The 22,044-nt window shown below is 69.2% G+C and carries 20 protein-coding genes; 1 reads left to right on the top strand and 19 read right to left on the bottom strand.

Going from position 1 to position 22,044, the window contains the following annotated elements; genetic code table 11:
- Window positions 1-10: 10 nt before the first annotated feature.
- The 9 genes from gmk to pyrR all read right to left on the bottom strand — a co-directional run bounded on the left by gmk (window position 11) and on the right by pyrR (window position 10,069).
- Entirely contained in the window at window positions 11-580 is a 570-nt protein-coding gene (gmk, locus tag ACTWLI_RS13390; protein WP_056739199.1) for a guanylate kinase, read from the bottom strand.
- Between the two features lie 60 nt (window positions 581-640).
- Window positions 641-958 (bottom strand): integration host factor, actinobacterial type, encoded by a 318-nt coding sequence (gene mihF / locus ACTWLI_RS13385; protein WP_445154287.1) that lies wholly within the window; start codon window positions 956-958, stop codon window positions 641-643.
- Between the two features lie 170 nt (window positions 959-1,128).
- A complete protein-coding gene (gene pyrF / locus ACTWLI_RS13380) occupies window positions 1,129-1,995 on the bottom strand; it encodes an orotidine-5'-phosphate decarboxylase (protein WP_445154286.1) in 867 nt (288 codons plus the stop codon).
- On the bottom strand, window positions 1,988-5,314 hold the full coding sequence (gene carB, locus ACTWLI_RS13375) for a carbamoyl-phosphate synthase large subunit (RefSeq protein ID WP_445154285.1): 3,327 nt from the start codon (window positions 5,312-5,314) through the stop codon (window positions 1,988-1,990). Before carB ends, pyrF begins: the two co-directional genes overlap by 8 nt.
- On the bottom strand, window positions 5,314-6,531 hold the full coding sequence (carA, locus tag ACTWLI_RS13370; protein ID WP_445154284.1) for a glutamine-hydrolyzing carbamoyl-phosphate synthase small subunit: 1,218 nt from the start codon (window positions 6,529-6,531) through the stop codon (window positions 5,314-5,316). Before carA ends, carB begins: the two co-directional genes overlap by 1 nt.
- Before the next feature lie 37 nt (window positions 6,532-6,568).
- Window positions 6,569-7,087 (bottom strand): PH-like domain-containing protein, encoded by a 519-nt coding sequence (locus tag ACTWLI_RS13365; protein ID WP_445154283.1) that lies wholly within the window; start codon window positions 7,085-7,087, stop codon window positions 6,569-6,571.
- Window positions 7,087-8,466, bottom strand: a complete 1,380-nt coding sequence (locus ACTWLI_RS13360) for a dihydroorotase (RefSeq protein WP_445154282.1) — start codon at window positions 8,464-8,466, stop codon at window positions 7,087-7,089. The genes ACTWLI_RS13365 and ACTWLI_RS13360 overlap by 1 nt, the downstream gene beginning before the upstream one ends.
- Entirely contained in the window at window positions 8,466-9,473 is a 1,008-nt protein-coding gene (locus tag ACTWLI_RS13355) for an aspartate carbamoyltransferase catalytic subunit (RefSeq protein ID WP_445154281.1), read from the bottom strand. The genes ACTWLI_RS13360 and ACTWLI_RS13355 overlap by 1 nt, the downstream gene beginning before the upstream one ends.
- Complete coding sequence (gene pyrR / locus ACTWLI_RS13350; protein ID WP_445154280.1) at window positions 9,470-10,069, bottom strand: bifunctional pyr operon transcriptional regulator/uracil phosphoribosyltransferase PyrR; 600 nt, start codon at window positions 10,067-10,069, stop codon at window positions 9,470-9,472. Before pyrR ends, ACTWLI_RS13355 begins: the two co-directional genes overlap by 4 nt.
- 177 nt (window positions 10,070-10,246) lie before the next feature.
- Here pyrR and ACTWLI_RS13345 point away from each other — a divergent pair, with 177 nt between their 5' ends.
- A complete protein-coding gene (locus ACTWLI_RS13345) occupies window positions 10,247-11,479 on the top strand; it encodes a PrsW family intramembrane metalloprotease (RefSeq protein ID WP_445154279.1) in 1,233 nt (410 codons plus the stop codon).
- A gap of 64 nt (window positions 11,480-11,543) precedes the next feature.
- Here ACTWLI_RS13345 and nusB read toward each other — a convergent pair whose 3' ends face one another.
- From nusB to alaS, 10 genes are all read right to left on the bottom strand, one after another.
- Entirely contained in the window at window positions 11,544-11,954 is a 411-nt protein-coding gene (nusB, locus tag ACTWLI_RS13340; protein WP_056739182.1) for a transcription antitermination factor NusB, read from the bottom strand.
- A complete protein-coding gene (efp, locus tag ACTWLI_RS13335; RefSeq protein ID WP_056739180.1) occupies window positions 11,954-12,517 on the bottom strand; it encodes an elongation factor P in 564 nt (187 codons plus the stop codon). Before efp ends, nusB begins: the two co-directional genes overlap by 1 nt.
- A gap of 146 nt (window positions 12,518-12,663) precedes the next feature.
- Window positions 12,664-13,182 (bottom strand): tetratricopeptide repeat protein, encoded by a 519-nt coding sequence (locus tag ACTWLI_RS13330; RefSeq protein ID WP_445154278.1) that lies wholly within the window; start codon window positions 13,180-13,182, stop codon window positions 12,664-12,666.
- The gene (aroB, locus tag ACTWLI_RS13325; protein WP_445154277.1) at window positions 13,182-14,273 is read right to left on the bottom strand and encodes a 3-dehydroquinate synthase; all 1,092 of its coding nucleotides are present in this window, start codon (window positions 14,271-14,273) and stop codon (window positions 13,182-13,184) included. The genes ACTWLI_RS13330 and aroB overlap by 1 nt, the downstream gene beginning before the upstream one ends.
- On the bottom strand, window positions 14,270-14,812 hold the full coding sequence (locus ACTWLI_RS13320; protein ID WP_445156189.1) for a shikimate kinase: 543 nt from the start codon (window positions 14,810-14,812) through the stop codon (window positions 14,270-14,272). Before ACTWLI_RS13320 ends, aroB begins: the two co-directional genes overlap by 4 nt.
- A 59-nt stretch (window positions 14,813-14,871) precedes the next feature.
- Window positions 14,872-16,071 carry a chorismate synthase gene (aroC, locus tag ACTWLI_RS13315; protein ID WP_445154276.1) on the bottom strand — a complete coding sequence of 400 codons (1,200 nt, stop codon included), beginning with the start codon at window positions 16,069-16,071 and terminating at the stop codon, window positions 14,872-14,874.
- A gap of 26 nt (window positions 16,072-16,097) precedes the next feature.
- Window positions 16,098-16,976, bottom strand: coding sequence for a shikimate dehydrogenase (locus ACTWLI_RS13310; RefSeq protein ID WP_445156188.1), 879 nt, complete (start codon window positions 16,974-16,976; stop codon window positions 16,098-16,100).
- Window positions 16,973-18,718: an endolytic transglycosylase MltG gene (gene mltG / locus ACTWLI_RS13305; protein WP_445154275.1), complete on the bottom strand. Its 1,746-nt coding sequence runs from the start codon at window positions 18,716-18,718 to the stop codon at window positions 16,973-16,975. Before mltG ends, ACTWLI_RS13310 begins: the two co-directional genes overlap by 4 nt.
- Window positions 18,699-19,313, bottom strand: a complete 615-nt coding sequence (ruvX, locus tag ACTWLI_RS13300; RefSeq protein WP_445154274.1) for a Holliday junction resolvase RuvX — start codon at window positions 19,311-19,313, stop codon at window positions 18,699-18,701. The genes mltG and ruvX overlap by 20 nt, the downstream gene beginning before the upstream one ends.
- Window positions 19,314-19,325: 12 nt before the next feature.
- Complete coding sequence (alaS, locus tag ACTWLI_RS13295; RefSeq protein ID WP_445154273.1) at window positions 19,326-22,004, bottom strand: alanine--tRNA ligase; 2,679 nt, start codon at window positions 22,002-22,004, stop codon at window positions 19,326-19,328.
- Window positions 22,005-22,044: the final 40 nt, after the last annotated feature.

Genomic DNA, 22,044 nt, shown 5'->3' with positions numbered 1-22,044 from the left:
GTCGCATGGGCTACGGGTTCGGGGTCAGCCCCATGAGTGAAACAAGCTCGTCCGCTGCCCGGCGAACGTCATCATTGATGACGGTGTGGTCGAACTCCGGTTCAGCAGCAAGTTCTAGTTTAGCGGTTTCCAGCCTTTGCTGCTGTTCTTCCGCGGATTCCGTGCCGCGGCCGACCAGCCGGCGGACCATTTCGTCCCAGCTCGGCGGGGCGAGGAAGACAAACTGGGCGTCCGGGACGGCCTTCTTGACCTGCCGGGCACCCTGCAGGTCGATCTCCAGCAGCACCGACCGGCCCTCGGCGATGGCGGCGTCGACGGTGCTGCGGAGCGTGCCGTAGCGGTTCCGGCCGTGGACGACCGCCCACTCGAGCAGTTCGCCGTTCTCGACCAGGGAGTCGAACTCCTCGGCGGACTTGAAGAAGTAGTGGACGCCGTCCTGCTCCCCCGGGCGCGGCGGCCGCGTCGTGGCGGATACGGAAAGCCAGACGCCGGGGTAGTTGTCCCGGATGTAGGTGGACACGGTGCCTTTGCCGACGGCGGTCGGTCCGGCGAGGACTGTCAGTCCGGGTTTCTTGCTCACATATTCCTTTGGCGGTGTTGCGGCCGCGGCGCCGCAAGGCGCCGGGCTGCAAAAAGCGGGCTATTTCTCGTCTATAAAATCTACCAGCGCCCGGCGCTGGTGGATTCCCAGGCCCCGCACCCGCCGGGACGAGGCGATCCCGAGCCGGTCCATGATCGCCGCGGCGCGGACCTGGCCGATCCCGGGCAGTGCCTCGAGGAGCTCCACCACGCGCATCCGGGCGATGGCCTCGTCGGAGTCGCCGGCGCTGAGCAGTTCGCTGACCGACAGACGGCCGGACTTCAACCGTTCCTTCGCCTCGGCGCGGGCCGCCCTGGCCGCGGCGGCCTTGTGCAGGGCATCGGCACGCTCCTGGGGCGTGAGGGGTCGCAAACTCACTGAGGTCCTCCCTGCACTATCAACCGAGACCACACGGACGGCCCGGTCAGCCGGGCCGCACCAGCACGCCGGCTGGTACCGCGGACTTGTCCTGAACTTACAGTCTGGGATCGCCGGAAAGCAATGGACCGCGGCCGGCACAGCGGATCTGGCCGACCGGGCCTGGCCGCCTAGGCCGCGAGGAGCGCGTCCAAGGTGCGGCGCGCGGCCTCCCTGAGCGCGGAAGGTTCCGGGCCGGCAGCCAGGATGTCCCGGCTGGAGGTGCCGAGCACCTGGCCGTAGGCGTCCCCGAAGGTGCGGCGCAGGTCCGCTGCGGTGGCACCCTGGGCGCCGAGGCCCGGGGCGAGGATCGGGCCCCGGACGGCGGCAAGGTCAAGGTCCAGGTCCGCCAGCGCCGTGCCGACCGTCGCGCCGACCACCAGGCCCACGGAACCAAGGTCTCCGTGGTACCGCTGGTTTTCCGCGGCGGCGGCCCGGACAATCCGCCGGGCCACCGAGTCGGCACCGCCGACGTGCTGGACCGAGGCGCCCTCCGGGTTGGAGGTCAGGGCCAGCACGAAAACGCCGCGGCCGGACTGCGCCGCGAGGTCCAGGGCGGGACGGAGCGATTCGAAGCCCAGGTAGGGGCTCAGCGTCACCGAGTCCGCGGCCAGGGCCGAACCGTCGCGCAGCCACGCGTCGGCGTAGGCGGCCATGGTGGAACCGATGTCGCCGCGTTTGGCGTCGGCGATGCTGAGCACGCCGGCCTCCTTCGCCGCCGCGAAGATGCGTTCCAGCACGGCCATGCCGGCCGAGCCGTGGCGCTCGTAAAGAGCCACCTGCGGCTTCACCGCGGCAGCGAGCGGCGCCACCGCGTCCAGGACGGTGCGCGAGAAGCGCTCCAGCCCGGCGACGTCGTCGGCCAGGCCCCACTGCTGCAGCAGGGCCGGGTGCGGGTCGATGCCGACGCACAGCGGGCCGCGTTCGGCCATGGCCCGCCCGAGCCGGGAGCCGAACGACTCCCGGCCGGGCGTGTCAACGGTGGCTGCCTCAGGCATCCGCGTTCGCTTCCTGCAGGACCCGCTGCTGCGAGGCGGCGAGGGAGGCTGCGTGCTCCTGCAGGCTCGTGACGGACCACTCGTAGGTGCGCATCGCCTCGATGGCCTGCACGGCGGCGTTGAACTCCGCCACCGTGGTGATGCACGGGATGCCGATCGACGTCGCGGCGGCGCGGATTTCGTAGCCGTCGCCGCGGGCTTCGCCGCCGGAGGGGGTGTTGAAGACCATGTCGATCTCGCCGGCGACGATCAGGTCCGCGATGGTGCCCTCCCCCTCGGCGCTGGAACCCTCCGCGACCTTGCGCACCGTGGTGGCCTGGAGGCCGTTGCGGCGCAGCACGTCGGCGGTGCCGCCGGTGGAGACGATCTCAAAGCCCAGGTCCGAGAGCCGCTTGACCGCCATGATGATGGCGCGCTTGTCCCGGTTGGCGACCGAGACGAAGACCTTGCCTTCGGTGGGCAGCGCGTTGTTGGCCGCGGCCTGGCTCTTGGCGAAGGCGGTGTCGAAGTGCTTGTCGATGCCCATGACCTCGCCGGTGGAGCGCATTTCCGGACCCAGCAGGGAGTCGACGACCTTGCCTTCGAGGGTGCGGAAGCGGCTGAACGGCAGCACGGCTTCCTTCACGGCCACCGGCGCGTCCAGCGGCAACGTCGAGCCGTCGCCGGATTCCGGCAGCATCTTGTAGGCGCTGCGCAGCTGGTTCACGGTGACGCCGGTGCCGATCAGCGCCGCGGCCTTGGCCATCTGCACGCCGGTGGCCTTGGAGACGAACGGCACGGTCCGCGAAGCCCGCGGGTTGGCTTCGAGGACGTAGAGCACGTCGGAGGCCAGCGCGAACTGGATGTTGATCAGGCCGCGGACGCCCACGCCCTCGGCGATGGCCCGGGTGGCGGTCCGGACGCGGTCGATCACATTGTTGCCCAGGGTGATCGGCGGCAGCACACAGGCGGAGTCGCCGGAGTGGATCCCGGCCTCCTCGATGTGTTCCATGATGCCGCCGAGGTACAGGTCCTTGCCGTCGAAGAGCGCGTCGACATCGATCTCGACGGCGTCCTCCAGGAACCGGTCGATCAGCACCGGGTGGTCCGGGGTGATCTCGGTGGCGTTGGCGATGTACCGGGAGAGGTTCGCCTCGTCGTAGACAATCTCCATGCCTCGGCCGCCCAGGACGTAGGACGGGCGGACCAGGACCGGGTAACCGATTTCGTCGGCAATCTTCTTGGCGTCCTCGAAGGACACGGCGGTGCCGTTCTTCGGGGAGACCAGGCCGGCCTCGTCGAGGACGCGGGAGAAGGCGCCGCGGTGTTCGGCCAGGTCGATCGCCTCCGGCGAGGTGCCGAGGATCGGCACGCCGGCGTCGGCGAGCTGCTGGGCGAGCTTGAGCGGGGTCTGCCCGCCGAGCTGGACGAAAACGCCCATCACGCCGCCGGTGCGTTCCTCGGCGCCGATGACCTCGAGGACGTCCTCGAGCGTGAGGGGCTCGAAGTAGAGCCGGGTGGAGACGTCGTAGTCGGTGGACACGGTCTCCGGGTTGCAGTTGACCATCACGGTCTCATAGCCGGCCTTGCGCAGCGCCATCGAGGCGTGCACGCACGAGTAGTCGAACTCGATTCCCTGGCCGATCCGGTTGGGACCGGAGCCGAGGATGATGATCGACGGCTTGGCGTGCAGCGCCACCTCGTCCTCCTCGTCGTAGGAGGAGTAGTGGTAGGGCGTGTAGGCGGCGAATTCCGCGGCACAGGTGTCCACGGTCTTGTACACCGGGCGGATGCCCAGGGCCTGCCGGACGCCGCGCACGACGGCCTCGGAGTTGTGGGTGAGGGCGCCGATCTGTGCGTCGGAGAAGCCGTGCCGCTTGGCGCGCTGCAGCATCTCCAGGGTCAGGGCGGTGGACTGCCGGATTTCCTGGGAAATTTCATTCAGCAGCTGCAGCTGGTCCAGGTACCAGGGGTCGATCCCGGTGGCCTCGAAGAGCTGCTCCACGGTGGCGCCGCCGAGCAGCGCGCGCTGGACCTGGTGCAGGCGCTCGGTGCTGGGCCGCTTGGCCTTCTCGACCAGTTCCGCGACTTCCCATTCGGGGACGGCGCTGAAGTCCAGCTGCGAGCCCTTCTGTTCCAGGGACCGCAGCGCCTTCTGCAGGGCCTCGGTGAAGTTCCGGCCCATGGCCATGGCCTCGCCCACCGACTTCATGGTGGTGGTGAGGGTGGCGTCCGCGGCGGGGAACTTCTCGAAGGCGAAGCGCGGGACCTTGACGACGACGTAGTCGAGGGTCGGTTCGAAGGACGCGGGGGTCTTCTGGGTGATGTCGTTGGGGATCTCGTCCAGGGTGTAGCCGAGGGAGAGCTTCGTGGCGATCTTGGCGATCGCGAAGCCGGTCGCCTTGGAGGCCAGGGCCGAGGAACGGGAGACACGCGGGTTCATCTCGATCACGACGACCCGGCCGGTGTCCGGTTCGACGGCGAACTGGATGTTGCAGCCGCCGGTGTCGACGCCGACCTCGCGGATGACGGCGATGGCGATGTCGCGCAGCCGCTGGTACTCGCGGTCGGTCAGGGTCAGCGCCGGGGCGACGGTGATGGAGTCGCCGGTGTGGACGCCCACCGGGTCGAAGTTCTCGATCGAGCAGACAACCACGACATTGTCGTTCTTGTCCCGCATCATCTCGAGCTCGTATTCCTTCCACCCCAGGATGCTCTCTTCGAGCAGCACCTCGGAGGTGGGGCTGTACTGCAGGCCCTGGCCGACGATCCGGCGCAGGTCATCCTCGTTGTACGCCAGGCCCGAGCCCAGGCCGCCCATCGTGAAGGAGGGCCGGACCACCATCGGGTAGCCCAGGTCCTCGGCCGCGGTGAGGGCCTCGTCCATGCTGTGGATGATGTGGCTGCGGGCCGATTCGGCACCGCAGCGCTCCACCACGCCCTTGAACTTCTCGCGGTCCTCGCCGAGCTCGATCGCCGCGATGTTGGCGCCGATCAGCTCCACGTTGAACTTCTCCAGCACACCGTTCTTGTCCAGGGCGATCGCGGTGTTCAGTGCGGTCTGGCCGCCGAGGGTGGGCAGGATCGCGTCGGGGCGTTCCTTGGCGATGATCTTCTCGACCACCTCGGGGGTGATCGGTTCGATGTAGGTGGCGTCGGCGAACTCCGGGTCGGTCATGATCGTGGCCGGGTTGGAGTTGACGAGGATGACACGCAGGCCTTCCTCCTTGAGGACGCGCAGTGCCTGGGTCCCGGAGTAGTCGAATTCGGCCGCCTGGCCGATCACGATCGGGCCGGAACCGATGACCAGGACGCTTTTCAGGTCAGTTCTCTTGGGCATTACTTCTTGTCCTCAGTCTTGGAGTCGGTGGAAGTCTTTGTTTTGGAAGAAGCAGCGTCCGCCATCAGTTCGATGAAGCGGTCGAAGAGGTACGCGGCGTCGTGCGGGCCGGAGGCCGCTTCGGGGTGGTACTGGACCGAGAAGGCCGGGATGTCGAGGCAGGACAGGCCCTCGACGACGTCGTCGTTGAGGCTGACGTGGCTGACCTCGACGCGGCCGAAGCGCTCCTCGGGGGCCTGGGTGGCGCCCTCGAGCGGGGCGTCGACGGCGAAGCCGTGGTTCTGCGAGGTGATTTCGACCTTGCCGGTGCGGCGGTCCATCACGGGCTGGTTGATGCCGCGGTGGCCGTAGCGGAGCTTGTAAGTACCGAAGCCGAGCGCGCGGCCCAGGATCTGGTTGCCAAAGCAAATGCCGAAGTAGGGCAGCTTGGCGTCCAGGACGGAGCGGAGCAGGTTGACCTGGCTGTCGGCGGTGGCGGGGTCGCCGGGGCCGTTGGACATGAACACGCCGTCGGGATTGACGGCCTTGACGTCCTCGAGGGTGGCGGTGGCCGGCAGCACGTGGACGCGGACGCCGCGTTCGGCGAAGCGGATCGGGGTCATGCGTTTGATGCCGAGGTCGATGGCGGCGATGCTGAAGCGCGGCTCGCCTTCCCAGCCCCAGTCGGCGGGTTCGACCGTGTAGGCCTCATCGACGCTGACTTCCTCGGCCAGGCGGGAGCCTTCCATTGGCGCGCTGGCCAGCACGGCGTCGAGGAGTTCCTTGTCCGTGGCGGCCGCGGCCTCGCCGGAGAAGATCCCGGCGCGCATGGTCTTGTGTTCGCGCAGGTGCCGGGTGATGGCGCGGGTGTCCACGCCCTGGATGCCGACGATGCCCTGGTCGATGAGTTCCTCGTCGAGGCTGCGCTCCGAGCGCCAGTTCGACGGCCGGCGGGCGGCGTCGCGGACGATGTAGCCGGCCACCCAGATCTTCCGGGATTCGGCGTCGTCCTTGTTCACGCCGGTGTTGCCGATGTGCGGTGCGGTCTGGACCACGAGCTGGCGGGCGTAGGAGGGGTCGGTGATGGTTTCCTGGTAGCCGGTCATGCCGGTCGCGAAGACCGCCTCGCCCAGGGTCGTGCCGGTGGCGCCGTAGCTGGTGCCGCGGAAGATGCGGCCGTCTTCGAGGACGAGCACCGCGGGGCTCGTTGCTGTTTCTGTCACGTCTGTCTTCTTCACTTCTGCGTTCGTCGCTGGCTGGGATTCCGTCACGTCGTTACTTTCCACTATCGGCTTCTGCCTGAGGGGCTGCGGAGATCAAATCTTGGAGGGCTTCGAGGAGGAGGGCCTTGTCGCCGGCCCGTCGGGTCCTGAAGCCGGTATCGAGTTCCCGGGCGCCGAGGGTCCAGCTGAGCACCAGGAGTCCGTCTTTCTCGACGAACTTCCCGGCCATGCCGCTTTCCTGCCGCACCCCGGTGAGCCGGCCGGCGGGAATGAAGACCGGGCCGGCGCCGGAGCGTTCGAACAGGACGCCTTCGGGGTGGACGCTGAGTTCGGCGTTGGTGCGCAGGCCCAGCTGGTGCACCGCGATCCGGTCCAGCCAGTCGCCCGCCGTGGTGGAGGCGACGTACTGGCCCTCCGCCGCGGCCAGGGGCGCACCCAGCGCTGCGGGAACCGCGGGCAGGGGCTCGACGTCGGCCTGGCGGCGCAGCCGGCCGCGCCAGCCCGCCCAAATCAGGGCCAGGGCGCCGATGATCAGGACCAGCGTCAGGATCAGGGAGAGTTCCTTGACCATCACGCCCGGCCCGCCGCCGGTGCGCCGGCGTTGCCGGGAGCGTCGGGGAGCCAGCGGTACGGGGTGTTCAGTTCCCCGTCCAGGACCGTGGGGTGTCCCTTGAAGAAGGTGGCCACGACCTTGCCCGGGAGTTCCCGGCCGGCAAACGGAGAGTTACGGCCCATGGTTGCCATCTTAGAAGGGTCCACCGTCCAGCGCGCAGCCGGGTCCACGAGTGTGACGTTGGCCGGTTCGCCGGGCTCCAGCGGCCGGCCCTGGTCCGCCAGCCTGCCGATCGCGGCGGGTGTGGTGGAGGTGACGCGGGCGAAGCCGGCCCAGTCCATCAGCCCGGTCTCGATCATGGTGTGCTGGACCACGGACAGGGCGGTTTCCAGCCCGGTCATGCCCATCGCTGCCTGCGCCCATTCGCATTCCTTGTGTTCGCTCGGGTGCGGGGCGTGGTCGGTGCCGACGACGTCGATCGTGCCGTCCGCCAGCGCGGCGCGCAGGGCCTGGACGTCCTCGTCGGTGCGCAGCGGCGGGTTGACCTTGTAGACCGGGTCGTAGCTGCGGACGAGTTCGTCGGTCAGCCAGAGGTGGTGCGGGGTGACCTCGGCCGTGACGTTGATGCCGCGGGACTTGGCCCAGCGCACGATTTCCACGGATCCGGCGGTGGAGACGTGGCAGACGTGCAGCCGGGAGCCGACGTGCTGGGCCAGCAGCACGTCGCGGGCGATGATGCTTTCCTCGGCGACGGCGGGCCAGCCGGTGAGGCCGAGGACAGCGGAGACGGCGCCTTCGTTCATCTGGGCCCCGGCGGTGAGGCGCGGTTCCTGGGCGTGCTGGGCGACGACGCCGTCGAACGCCTTGACGTATTCGAGGGCGCGGCGCATCAGCACGGGGTCGCTGACGCAGATGCCGTCGTCGGAGAAGACCCGGACCCGGGCGCGGGAGTCGGCCATGGCGCCGAGTTCGGCGAGTTGCTCGCCGGCGAGGCCGACGGTGACGGCGCCGACCGGACGGACGTCCACCCAGCCGGCGGCGCGGCCGAGGGTGAGCACCTGTTCGACGACGCCGGCGGTGTCCGCGACCGGGTTGCTGTTGGCCATGGCGTGCACGGCGGTGTAGCCGCCCAGGGCCGCGGCCCTGGTGCCGGTCTCGACCGTTTCGGCGTCTTCGCGGCCGGGTTCGCGCAGGTGGGTGTGGATGTCGACCATGCCCGGCAGCGCCACCAGGCCGGCGGCGTCGATGACGGTGGCGTCGGCGTCGGCGAGGTCGGTGCCGCGTGCGGCGATGACGCCGTCGCGGATGAGCAGGTCTTCAGCGGGGCCGCCGAGGATTGCGGCGCCCCGGATGAGGTAGGCGCCGGTGCTGCCCGTGTCCTGTTGCTGTGGTGCCATCAGTGGCTCTCCTTGGAGTAGGCGGCGGTGGGGGTGGCCGGTCCCCGGGTGTCCCCGGAGAGCAGCAGGTAGAGGGCGGCCATCCGGACGGACACGCCGTTGCGCACCTGGGCCAGCACGGTGGAGCGGGGCGAATCGGCGGCAGCCGAGGATATTTCCAGGCCGCGGTTCATCGGGCCGGGGTGCATGATGATGGTGTCTTTGAGGCCCAGGCTGTCCAGCGCGCGGAGGCGGTTGTCGTCGAACCCCCAGCGCCGGGAGTATTCCCGGGTGGTCGGGAAGAATGAGGCGTTCATCCGTTCGCCCTGCACGCGCAGCATCATCATCGCGTCCACGCCGACGGCGAGGGTCTCGTCCAGGTCGTAGCTGACGTTGCAGGGCCAGTGCTCGACGCCGATCGGCAGCAGGGTCGGAGGCGCCACCAGGGTGACGTCGGCCCCCAGCGTGCGCAGCAGCCAGACGTTGGAGCGGGCCACGCGGGAGTGCAGCACGTCGCCGGCGATCGCGACGCGCATGCCGGCCAGGTCTGCGCCGGCAGAGGGGGTGCCGGCGAGCCTGGACCAGTGCCGGCGCATGGTGAACGCGTCCAGCAGCGCTTGGGTGGGGTGTTCATGGGTCCCGTCGCCGGCGTTGATGACGGCGGCGTCGATCCAGTCGGTGGCGGCGAGCCGATGCGGTGCGCCGGAGGCCCAGTGCCGGATGACGACGGCGTCGGCGCCCATGGCGGCCAGGGTCTGGGCGGTGTCCTTCAGCGATTCGCCCTTGGAGACCGAGGAGCCTTTGGCCGCGAAGTTGATGACGTCCGCGGAGAGCCGTTTGGCGGCCGCTTCGAAGGAGATGCGGGTGCGGGTGGAGTCCTCGAAGAACAGGTTGACGACGGTGCGGCCGCGCAGGGCAGGGAGTTTCTTGACCTCGCGCTCCCCCACCGCGGACATCTCTTCCGCGGTGTCGAGGATGCGGATGGCGTTGGCGTAGCTGAGGTCTTCGGTGGAGAGCAGGTGCTTCATGCGGTGGCCTCGATGACCACTTCATTCACGGCCCCGCCGTCGGCCGAGTCGGTTTCCTCGAGCCGGACCCGGACCTTCTCCGCGGAGGAGGTGGGGAGGTTCTTGCCGACGTGGTCGGCGCGGATCGGCAGTTCGCGGTGGCCCCGGTCGATCAGGACGGCCAGCCGGACGATCCGGGGGCGGCCCAGGTCGACGATTGCGTCCAGCGCGGCACGGATGGTGCGGCCGGAGTACAGCACGTCGTCGATCAGCACGACGACCTTGTTGTCGATGCCGGTGCGGGGCAGCTGGGTGGGGTACGGGGGCCGGGTGGGCTGGTGCGACAGGTCGTCGCGGAACATGGTGACGTCCAACTGGCCGACGATGGCGGCCGGGTCCACGGAGGGATCGGCGGCGGCGATCTTGGCGGCGAGGCGGACGGCCAGCGGATAACCGCGGCGCGGGATGCCCAGCAGGACCAAATCCTGGGAGCCCTTGTTGGACTCGAGAATCTCATGGGCAATGCGGGTGAGTGCGCGGTCGATGTCAGCCTGGGTGAGGACCACCCGGCTGAGCTTGACCGTCGCCGGGACCGGTGCTTCCGGGACAGAAGTCAACGCTCTTCTCCCCTTTCCCCGCCTCACAGGACGGAATTAAAAAAGGATCATTTGCCTTTTCAAATTACCACACGGCCAACCGCCGGAGCGCGCCCGCGGAGGCGGCGTGCATCACACCGGAGACCGTTCGGGCGGCGTCTCTTGGGCCTCCCGCCGGGGGCACCTTAGGCTCAGTGCATGACGAGCTTCAATCCCCCGCCCGGCCGGCAGGTGCCGCAGCAGGCCAATCCCAGCTGGATGGGGCAGGTCCGGCCCCGGGACTACCGGCCGGCTCCGGAGTCGGGCCGGTCAGCGGCACCCGGCGGCCAGCCGGCGTACGCCGTGGCGCTCCCGGCCCGGTCCTCGGCCGGGATGGCAGCGCTCACGCTCGGCGGCGGGATCCTGGCGTTCTTCAGCCTGTTCCTGGTCCTGCCCTTCGTGCTGGAAAATACCGGGCCGGCCGGGTTCGTCGTGGGGTTCATCGCCTCGCTGCTGCCGCTGGGTTCGGTGCTGCTCGCCGTCCGCTACATCGACCGCTGGGAGCCCGAGCCGAAGCGGTTGCTGTTCTTCGCGTTCGGCTGGGGCGCCCTGGTCTCGATTGCCGTGACGATGCTGATCCAGCCGTTCTTCACGTTCGCCGCGGGTCCGGCGTCCGGGCTGGACTACCGCACCTTCGCCGTCACGGTGCAGGCTCCGGTGGTGGAAGAGTTTGCCAAGTCCCTCGGGCTGCTGCTGTTGCTGCTCTTCGCCCGCAAGCAGTTCGACGGCCCGGTGGACGGCATCGTGTTCGCCTTCACGGTCGCCGGCGGGTTCGCTTTCACCGAGAACATCCTGTACTTCGGCCGCGCGATTGCCGAGTCCAGCGCTCCCGGCGCGGACCTGGCCGTGATTTTCTTCCTGCGCGGAGTGATGTCGCCGTTCGCCCACGCCATCTTCACCGGGACCACCGGGCTGATCCTGGGCTTGGCGGCGCGGCGCTGGCATTCGGGCCTGGCGCTGCTGGCGTTCCCGGTGGGGCTGGTGCCGGCGATGCTGCTGCACAGCGGCTGGAACTCCATGGGCCGGGACTTCCTGGCCCAGTACATCGTGGTCCAGGTCCCGATTTTCCTGCTGGCGGTGCTGGTGGTGGTGTTGCTCCGCGTCGCGGAGCGCCGGCTGACCCGGCAGCGGCTGCTGGAGTACGCTGCCGCCGGCTGGTTGACCCCGCAGGAGGTGGCCATGATGTCGACGCCCGCGGGGCGCCGCTCCGCGCTGCGCTGGGCCGGAACCGTCGGCCGGCGTCCGCAGATGAAGGCGTTGCTGCATGCCGCCACCCGGCTGGCGTTCACCCGGCAGCGGATCCTCAGCGGCCGGGACGTCGCCGCACACCAGCTCGACGAACAGCAGCAGCTCGGCGAGCTGCTCAGGCTGCGGGAAGCCGTGCTGCGTTAAACCCCGGGGACGCCAAAGGCCGGCGGCCACCTTTCGGCGGCCACCGGCCTCGGTGGTGTGGTGCTTAGGCCAGCAGCGAGGGCTTCAGCTGCTGCAGGCGGCCCAGCAGGCCATTGATGAACGTCGGCGACTCATCCGTGGAGAGCGTCTTGGCCAGGGCCACCGCTTCGCTCACGGCGACGCCGTCGGGAACATCCTCGTTGTAAAGCAGCTCCCAGGTGCCGATCCGCAGGATGATGCGGTCCACGGCGGGCATGCGCTCCAGCGACCAGCCCTGCGAGTAGGTCTCGAGGAATTCGTCGATGGCCGCCTGGTGCGAGACGACGCCCTCGACGATTTCCAGGGTGTAGGGGTTGATGACCTGATCCGTCATTTCCCGACGGGAACGCAGTACATCGAATGCGGAGGCGGAGCGCTGCTCTGCCTCGAAAAGAACATCCAGGGCCCGGTTACGGGCCTTACCGCGTGCGCTCACTAGTCGTTGACCCGGCCAAGGTAGCTGCCGTCGCGGGTGTCGACCTTGACCTTGGTGTTGTTCTCAACGAACAGCGGGACCTGGATTTCGTAGCCGGTCTCGAGGGTGGCGGGCTTGGTGCCGGCCGAGGAGCGGTCGCCCTGCAGGCCCGGCTCGGTGTAGGTGATTTCCAGCACGACGCTCGGCGGCAGTTCGATGTAGAGCGGGTTGCCTTCGTGGATGGCGATGTTGACCATCTGGTTTTCCAGCATGAAGTTGGTGGCGTCCCCGACCGTGGCGGCCGGGACGGTCAGCTGGTCGAAGTCCGAGGTGTCCATGAACACGAAGTCTGCGCCGTCCTGGTACAGGTACTGGTAGTCGCGGCGGTCAACCGTGGCGGTTTCGATCTTGAGCCCGGCGTTGAAGGTCTTGTCGACGACCTTGCCGGACATCACGTTGCGCATCTTGGTGCGGACGAAGGCGCCGCCCTTGCCGGGCTTGACGTGCTGGAACTCGATGATGTTCCAAAGCTGGCCCTCCAGCTTCAGCACGGTTCCGTTCTTGATGTCGTTAGTGGTTGCCACTGTATCCTCGGGTTTCGTTGTTGGCTGGTTCTAGCCACCAGCCGCTTATGCCAGGCAGGCATGCCGATCGGGGCCTGCCAGCGCGTCTTTATCAAAAATCCAAAAACCATTCTACCGGTTTTGCCGGCGGGCTGCCGGTCGGGCCCCTAGCAGGCGAGGTCGAGGACGTCCCGCGCCCGCTGCAGCGCCACGGTCGAGGAGTAGATCAGGGCCGCGTCCGCGGATTCCGCCACCCGGAGGTCCAGCGCCTTCGCGAAGGATTCGACGGCGGCGGCGGCATGGCCGGCGGCGAAGTGGGAACGGCCCAGGTGCTGCTGGACCACGGATTCCTCCGGGGTGCCCTGGGCCTCCGCCAGAAGCTGGCGGTAGAGCTCGACGGCGCGGTCGAACCGGTGCGAGACCCGGAGGACCTCGGCTTCGAACATCCGCAGCCGGAAGGAGTCCGGGTCCTTGTACCGGGCCTCGGCCAGCAGCTCCGCGGCTTCACCGGGGTGGCCCTGCACGAGGCGGACGAAAATCAGGTCGGTGGGGTCCGTCGAGGCCGCCAGCGCCGCAGCGCAGGCCTCGTCGTTGACCACTTCCGGCATGAGCGAGTCAGGGTTGATCCTGATGCCGGGAAACCCGCCGTCGGGCCAGTCGCTGGTGCTGCCGCCGTCACGGACCATCAGGAAGCGATTTCCTGGTAGGCCGCGAACAGCAGCGAGGTGTCCGGTACATCCAGGATGCCGGGACGCGCCACGCCGTCGAGCACGACGAAGCGCAGCAGGTCGCCGCGGGACTTCTTGTCCCGCCGCATGCCGTCCAGCAGCGCCTGCCAGCGGTCCCGCCGGTAGCTGGTGGGAAGTCCGAGGCTTTCGAGGATGCTGCGGTGCCGGTCGGCGTCGGCGTCGCTGAGCCGGCCAACGCTGCGCGCGAGTTCGGCCGCGAACATCATGCCGACCGAGACGGCGGCGCCGTGCCGCCAGGAGTAGCGTTCGGCGAGTTCGATCGCGTGGCCCAGGGTGTGGCCGTAGTTGAGGATTTCGCGCCGGCGGGATTCCCGCAGATCCTCGGAGACGACGGCGGCCTTGACAGCGATCGAACGTTCGATCAGCTCCCGCAGGACCTCCGAGCGCGGTTCGGTGACGGCGGAAGGGTCCTTCTCGATCAGGTCAAGGATGGCCGGGTCCGCGATGAAGCCGCACTTGATGACCTCGGCGAGGCCGGAGATGATCTCGTTCTTCGGCAGGGTGTCCAGGGTGTCGAGGTCCGCCAGGACGCCGGCCGGCGGGTGGAAGACGCCCACCAAGTTCTTGCCCTCGGCGGTGTTGATGCCGGTCTTGCCGCCGACGGCGGCGTCCACCATGCCGAGCAGGCTGGTGGGCATGTGGATGACCTTGACCCCGCGCAGCCAGGTCGCGGCGACGAACCCGGCGAGGTCGGTCACCGCTCCCCCGCCGACGGCGACGATCGCGTCGGAGCGGGTGAAGTCGTTCTGGCCCAGCACCTGCCAGCAGAAGGAGGCGACTTCGATGTGCTTGCCTTCTTCGGCGTCGGGGATTTCCGCCGTCAGCGCGGTGAAGCCGGCGGCGGCCAACTCTTCGCGGACGGTGTCGCCGGTGAGGCGCAGCGCGCGGGGGTGGATCACGAGGACGCGCCGGACACGCTCCCCCAGCAGGGCAGGGAGGCCGGCGAGCAGGCCGCGGCCGACGACGACGTCGTAGTTCTCCCGTGCAGCCTGGCCGGTGACCTTGATGACGGTGGATTCGTTGCTCACAATTCAACTTCCTTTGTTGCCGCTGGAGTGGAGGCGGGTGCCCCGGACCGGCCGGCGGCCGGTTCCTCCAGCGCATCTTCGAGACGGCGGGCGAGTTCCTGGACGGATCCGCTGCGCACGTCGAGGACCAGGTCGGCCAGCCGCTCGTAGACCGGCTGGCGGGTGGCGAACAGCGTCCGCCAGCGTTCCATGGCGTCCCCGGCCAGCAGCGGGCGGCCGGAGTTCCGGGCGATCCGTTCGGAGACGGTGTCGGCGTCGCATTCGAGATAGACCACCGTGCACCCGGCCAGCAGCTGCTGGGTGCCGGAGTCGAGCACCGCGCCGCCGCCCAGCGAAATCACGGTGGGGGCGCCGCCCGCGTCCTCGATGGCCTGGGCGACCGCGCGGGCCTCGAGCTCGCGGAACGCGCACTCGCCCCGGGTGGCGAAAATCTCCGCGATGGTGCCGTGCCGGGCGACGACCTCGGCGTCGGTGTCCACGAACCGGGCGCCGAGCTGCTGGGCCAGCTGCTGCCCGATCGCCGACTTGCCCACCGCCATGGGCCCGATCAGGACCACCGGCCGGGGCTGTCCCTGCGGTTGCTGGTTCCGGGCGGGCACTAGTGTCCGATCGAGTCCAGGGACGCCGGAATGTTGTCCAGGTAACCCTTGAGGTTGCGGGCGGTCTCCTGCACGGAGTCACCGCCGAACTTTTCCATGACCGCCTCGGCCAGGACCAGGGCCACCATCGCCTCGGCCACGACGCCGGCTGCCGGGACGGCGCAGACGTCGGAGCGCTGGTGGTGCGCCTTGGCTGGCTCGCCGGTACTGACGTCAACGGTCTTCAGCGCGCGCGGGACGGTCGCGATCGGCTTCATGGCCGCGCGGACGCGCAGGACGTCGCCGATGCTCATGCCGCCCTCAATGCCGCCGGCGCGGTTGGAGGCGCGGGTGATCCTGCCCTCTTCGTCCTTCACGATCTCGTCGTGGGCGGCGGAACCGCGGCGCTCCGCGGTCAGGAAGCCGTCGCCGACCTCCACGCCCTTGATCGCCTGGATGCCCATCAGGGCCGCGGCGAGGCGGGCATCGAGGCGCCGGTCCCAGTGGACGTAGCTGCCCAGTCCGGGCGGCAGTCCGTAGGCGAGGACCTCGACGACCCCGCCCAGGGTTTCGCCTTCCTTGTGCGCGGCGTCGACCTCGGCCACCATGGCGTCCGAGGTCTCGCGGTCAAAGCAGCGCAGCGGGTCGGCGTCGAGGGCCAGGACGTTCTCCGGCGATGGCAGCGGCCGGCCTTCGGGCACGGCAACACTGGCGATCGAGACGGTGTGCGAGACGAGTTCGATGCCGAGCTGCTTGAGGAACGCGGCGGCGACGGCGCCGAGGGCCACGCGCGTGGCGGTCTCCCGGGCGCTGGCACGCTCCAGGACCGGCCGGGCCTCGTCGAAGCCGTACTTCTGCATGCCGGTGAAGTCTGCGTGGCCGGGCCGCGGTCGGGTCAACGGGGCGTTGCGGGCCTGGTCGGCGAGGACCGCGGGGTCCACCGGGTCCGCGGACATGATCTGTTCCCACTTGGGCCACTCGGTGTTGCCGACCTGGATGGCGACGGGGCCGCCCTGTGTGAGCCCGTGGCGGACGCCGCCCAGGACCGTCACGGCGTCCTGTTCGAACTTCATCCGTGCGCCGCGGCCGTAGCCGAGGCGCCGTCGGGCCAGCGCCTCTACGATCCGGTCACTGCTGAGTTCTACGCCCGCGGGGACGCCTTCGATAATTCCGACCAGGGCCGGCCCGTGGGATTCTCCGGCTGTCAACCAACGCAACATACAATCCATCCTGCCATGCACGGCACTTAGAACACCCGCCGGGGAGCCCCGACTGCGTCACACATCACATCTATGACTTCGGCCGGCAACGGGCCGTCGTGGCCGGTGAAGAGGCGTACCTGCTCCACGGCCTGGTAGAGCAGCATCTCCAGCCCCGGAACCACGGTGCCGCCCCCGGCCGCCCATTCTGCGGCGATGCGGCTGGGCCAGGGATCGTAGGCGGCGTCGAGCAGGACGCCCGGCGTGGGCCGGCCGGAAGCGGCCAGGTGCCCGGCGAGCCCGTCTGCGGCGCGCGGCGGCAGGGTGGAGACCACGACGTCGGCGGAGGCGATTGCCGGTGCCGCCGCGGACAGCTCCAGGATGCGCAGCGGCAGTCCGACGGCGGCTGCCGCCGCCCGCGCCTCGGCGGCCCGTGCGACGTCGCGCACGTACACCGCCGCTTCCGGCGCGCCGAGCTCCTGCAGGGCCGCCACCGCGGCGGCCGCGGTGCCGCCGCCGCCCAGGATGGCGGCGGCGGGCCGCGGGCGGACGCCGGCGTAGCGGAGGGCGTTGACGATGCCGGCGACGTCGGTGTTGTAGCCGACCAACCGGGCCGGACCGGCCGGGCCGGCGGTGTCCGCCGCGGCTTCAAACGCCACGGTGTTGACGACGCCGAGCTGGCGGGCGACCCCGCGCACGGAGTCAACCGCCGCGGCCATGGCTGCCTTGAGCGGCATCGTCACGGAGAGCCCCCGCCAGCTGCCGTCCGCGCGCACCGCGGCCAGGAACTCGGGAAGCTGCGGGACGGTCAGGTCGACGGCGTCGTAGGCGATGTCCACGCCCAGCCGGGCGTACGCCGCGCGGTGCAGCGCCGGTGACTTCGAATGGCTGATCGGGTGGCCGAGGACGGCAGCCCGCAGCATCACACGCAGCGTCCGGGGTTCGCCTCGCACCACGCGTTGTACTTGGCGACGTACCCGTTGTGCTCGGCCAGCGTCTTGGAGAACTTCGTCTCCTTGGTGTCCAGGTTGATGGTCACCCAGTAGAGGTAGTCATTCTTCTTGGGCTTGGCCGCGGCGTCGATGGCCCGCTTGCCCGGTGAGCCGATCGGTCCGGCCGGGAGCCCCACATTGGCGTAGGTGTTGTATTTGTTCGACTTGTCGGCCTTCTGGTCCTCGTCGATGTGGAAGCTGCGGATTCCCAGGCCGTAGGTGACGGTGGCGTCGGACTGGATCAGGCCGTTGGTCTCGGTGTTGGTGGGCTTAAGGCGGTTGTAGATGGCGCCGGCGACGTCGCCGTACTCCGCCTGGCCGCCCTCGGCCTGCACGATGCTGGCCACGGTGACGACGTCGTACTGTTTCGCCGGGTCCGTCACGCCTTGGGCCTTGAGCTCGTCGAGGGTAGTGCGGACGAGCTTCTGCAGGATGTCCTTTCCGGAGGAGCCCAGCGGGAAGCGGTATTCGCCAGGGAACAGGAAGCCCTCGAGGTTCTTGGCCTTGGCGGGGACGCCGAATTGCTTGGGGTTGTTGCTGAGGTCCTTGAGGTCCGCGACCGGGATGCCGGTGCCCTCCGAGATGGCTTGCAGTGATTCGTTAATCCGCAGGCCAGCGCTGAGCGCGAAGTACATGACCTTTTCCTGGTCCGCGTTCAGGAGGGCGGCCACCGCGTCGGCGTTGTTCATTTCCTTGCGCAGCGTGAACGTGCCGGGGCTCAGCGACCCGCCGGACGCGGCGAACTGCTTGAGGAAGGAGTCCGCGTTCGCGATGACGTTCTTCGACTCCATTTCGGTGGCGACGGAACTCGGTCCGGCCCCCGGCGGGACGGTGATGGTCACCGAGCCGGTGCCGGGCCCGGGGTAGTCAGCCTTGGTGTTGCCGCCGAGCAGCGGTTTGATGAACTGCGCTCCGACGGCGATGGCGACGACGAAGACGGCGAGGGTGACGACGAGGGCGAGGAAGCGGCGCCGCCGGCGGACCTTCTTGGAAGGGCCCTTGGCGGTGGGGATGGCGGCAGCGCCGACCATGAGGCCGTGGCCGCGGTCGTCGGCGTGGCCGTGGTCGTCGGCGTGGTCGTACCCGTCCGCAGCGTAAGCGTGGTCGTCGTGGCCCGGGCCCTCGTAGCTGTGGCTGTCGTAGGGCTGTTCCGCGTAATGCTGCTCTTCGTACGGCTGGCCGTCGTGGCCGTCGCCGTCGTGGTGGCCCGTCCCGTGGCCCAGGCTGTGGCCGTACTGCAGCTCATCGGCGCGCCGCAGCGTCTCTTCGCGGGACATGGCCGGAGCGTACTCGTGGACGGGTTCCGACCCGACAGGTTCTACCTCGACGGGCTCGGCCGCCGGCTGCCGCGGTGCGGACGCTTCACGCACCGGCTCTTCCTGCACAGGCTCATGCCGCACCGGCTCTTCCAGCGCCGGCTCATGCCGAACAGGTTCTTCCTGCACCGGCTCGTCCCGGACCGGCTCATGCACGGTCGGCGCGGCTGCCGGCGGTTGCGGAGCGGGCGCCGCGGCAGGGGGTGCGTCCTGGCCGGTTTCGAAGGCCTGCGGCGGGATGACATCGTGGCCCTGCGTGGCCAGGGATTTTTCCCGGGCCCTGATCTCTTTGCGCGTCAGCGGACGGCCAGCGCCGTCGTCGGCAACACCAGCGGAGTCGTCATGATTGACCGGGCTCACTGTAGCCTTCCATTTCAGGCAGAATGCGTTGTGCAGAATGCGTGTGTACTGCCGGGGCGGCCTGAGCGCCGTCCCCGGGTGGCCCCGCAGGCAGGTCCGCCGTGACGCGGCGGCCTACCTCCGTTCCCCTGGCCTTTTGCATATCGATCGCGTGCTGCAGGATACCCGCGGCCGCGACCTGATCAACTACTTTACGGTGGTCTTTGCTGCTCATGCCAGCCTGATGCAGCTCGCGATGGGCGCTGACCGTGCTGAGCCGCTCGTCAACCAGCCGCACCGGAACCCCGGAGCCGGCCGCCAACAGCGTACTGACCAGTAGCTTTGCATACTCCGTCGCCATTTGGGCGGAAGCGTGCTCCTCGCCTTTCATGGTGCGCGGCAGCCCGACAAAAATTTCCACGGCATCCAGTTCCTTCGCCAGGCCGGCGAGGATCCGCACGTCGGTGTTCTTCTTCGCGTTCCGGTGCAGGGTGCGCAGCGGTGTGGCCAGGATCCCATCCCGGTCGCACACCGCCACGCCCACCCGCACGGTCCCGACGTCCACCCCGAGTTTGACTCCGCGGGGGTAGCCGTCGGGCTCGGCTGAATCTGCCATCCGAGGTCCGGACTAGCGCCGGCTGATGGCGTCCACGACGGCGGAAAGCGCCGCGCCGACCTTGGACGCGTCGGTGCCGCCCCCCTGGGCCACGTCGTCCTTGCCGCCGCCGCCGCCGCCGAGGATCCCGGCCGCGAGGCGCACCAGCGCTCCGGCCTTGACGCCGGCCTCGCGGGCCGCCTCATTGGTGGCGATCAGGATGACCGGACGGTCGTTGCTGACCCCGGCGACGGCGACAGCCGCTGCGTCCGACCCGAGGCGGGTCCGCAGGTCCAGGGCCAGGCCGCGGAGGTCGTCGGCTCCGCTGACGGTCCCGGCGTCGTGCGCGATGACCTTGACACCGGCGGCGTCCTTGGCGGTGCCGACCAGTTGGGCGGCGGCAGCGGTGAGCTGTTCCTTGCGCAGCCGTTCCAGTTCCTTTTCGGTGGCCTTGAGCTTGGCCAGGGTGCCGGCGATCCGCTCGGTGAGCAGGCCGGAGGGAACCTTAAGCATTTCGGTGAGTTCGGTCACCAGGGCCCGCTCGGCAGCGAGGTGCCGGAACGCGTCCATGCCCACGAAGGCCTCAACGCGGCGGTTTCCCGATCCGACGGACTGCTCGCCGAGCAGCGACAGGCTGCCGATCAGCGAGGTGTTGGACACATGCGTGCCGCCGCAAAGCTCGCGGGACCAGGCGCCGTCGATCTCCACGACGCGTACCTCGTTGCCGTAGTTCTCGCCGAACAGCGCCATGGCGCCGAGGGCCTTGGCTTCGGCGAGGCCCATGACCTTGGTCTCCACCTGGAAGTTGTTCCGGATCGCGATGTTGGAGACTTCCTCGATTTCGGACCGGGTGGCGGCGCTGAGGCCCTCGCCCCAGGCGAAGTCGAAGCGCAGGTAGCCGGCCTTGTTGAAGGAGCCGCGCTGCAGCGCTTCCGGTCCGAGGATCTGGTGCAGGGCGGCGTGCACGATGTGCGTGCCGGTGTGCGCCTGCTCGGCGGCGTGCCGGCGTTCCCGGTCGACGGCGGCCTGGACCAGGGAGTCCGCGCCGATTTCGCCCTCGCGGACGATCGCCTTGTGCACGCTCAGGCCCTTGACCGGGCGCTGGACATCGAGGACCTCGACGACGAAGCCGTCGCCGGTGATCAGCCCGGTGTCGGCCGCCTGCCCGCCGGCCTCGGCGTAGAACGGGGTTTCGGCGAGGACGAGCTCGATCTCCTCACCGGTGGCGGCCTGCGAGACCTTGCGGCCGCCGGCGATGATGCCGCGGACCTTCGACTCGCCGGCGAGTTCGGTGTAGCCGGTGAAGACGGTCTCCCCCGCGCCGAGCAGCTCCTGGAAGACGCTCAGGTCCGCGTGGGCGCCCTTCTTGCCCTTGGCGTCGGCCTGGGCGCGCTGGCGCTGTTCCAGCATGAGCTTGCGGAACTCGGGTTCGTCGACCTTGAGCCCGGCTTCCTCGGCCATCTCCAGGGTGAGGTCGATCGGGAAGCCGTAGGTGTCGTGCAGGGCAAAGGCGTCGGCGCCGGAGAGCGGCTGGCCGGCGGCCTTGGATTCCTTCACGGCGTCCTCGAGGCGGGCGGTGCCCGAGGCGATGGTGCGCAGGAACGCCTTTTCTTCGGCGTAGGCGATCCGGCTGATCCGGTCGAAGTCCGTTTCGACGACCGGGTAGACGCCCTTCATGGCGTCACGGGAGACGGGCAGCAGGTCCGGCAGGCAGGCCTTCTCCACGCCCAGCAGGCGCATGGAGCGGACCGCGCGGCGGATCAGCCGGCGCAGCACGTAGCCCCGGCCCTCGTTGGAGGGGGTGACGCCGTCGGCGATCAGCATCAGGGCCGAGCGGATGTGGTCGGCCACCACGCGGAGCCGGACGTCGTCGGTGTGGTGCGGGTCATCGGGGGTCTCGGCGGAGGTGTACTCCTTGCCGGCCAGCTCGGCGGCCTTGTCGATCACGGGGCGGACCTGGTCCGTCTCGTACATGTTCTCGACGCCCTGGAGGATCATCGCGAGGCGTTCCATGCCCAGGCCGGTGTCGATGTTCTTCTTGGGCAGTTCGCCGGTGATGTCGAAGTCCACCTTGGAGCGGACGTTGTCGATCTGGTACTGCATGAAGACGAGGTTCCAGATCTCGATGTAACGGGTCTCGTCGGCCAGCGGGCCGCCCTCGACGCCGTACGCCGGGCCGCGGTCGTAGTAGATCTCGGAGCAGGGGCCGGCGGGGCCGGGCTGGCCGGTGGACCAGTAGTTGTCGGCCTTGCCCATCTTCTGGATGCGCTCGGCCGGGACGCCGGTGTTCTTGAGCCAGAGTTCCTTGGCCTCGTCGTCCTCTTCGTACACGGTGACCCAGAGGCGTTCGGGATCGAGGCCGTAGCCGCCATCGTCAACGCTGGTGGTCAGCAGTTCCCAGGCGAACTTGATGGCGTCTTCCTTGAAGTAGTCGCCGAAGGAAAAGTTGCCGCACATCTGGAAGAAGGTGCCGTGCCGGGCAGTCTTGCCGACCTCCTCGATGTCGCCGGTGCGGATGCACTTCTGCACGCTGGTGGCGCGGGAGTAGGGGGCCTCTTCACGGGCGGTCAGGTAGGGAATGAACGGGACCATCCCGGCGACGGTGAACAGCAGGGAGGGGTCGCTGGAGACCAGGGAGGCGGAGGGCACCGCCGTGTGGCCCTTGCTGACGAAAAAGTCGATCCAGCGCTTGGTGATCTCCTGCGACTTCATAACCTGGTTTCTTACCCTTCAATATGCACGGCCGGAATGC

The sequence above is a fragment of the Arthrobacter sp. Hor0625 genome, assembly GCF_052567525.1.
This window is presented reverse-complemented; position numbering and strand designations above follow the sequence as displayed.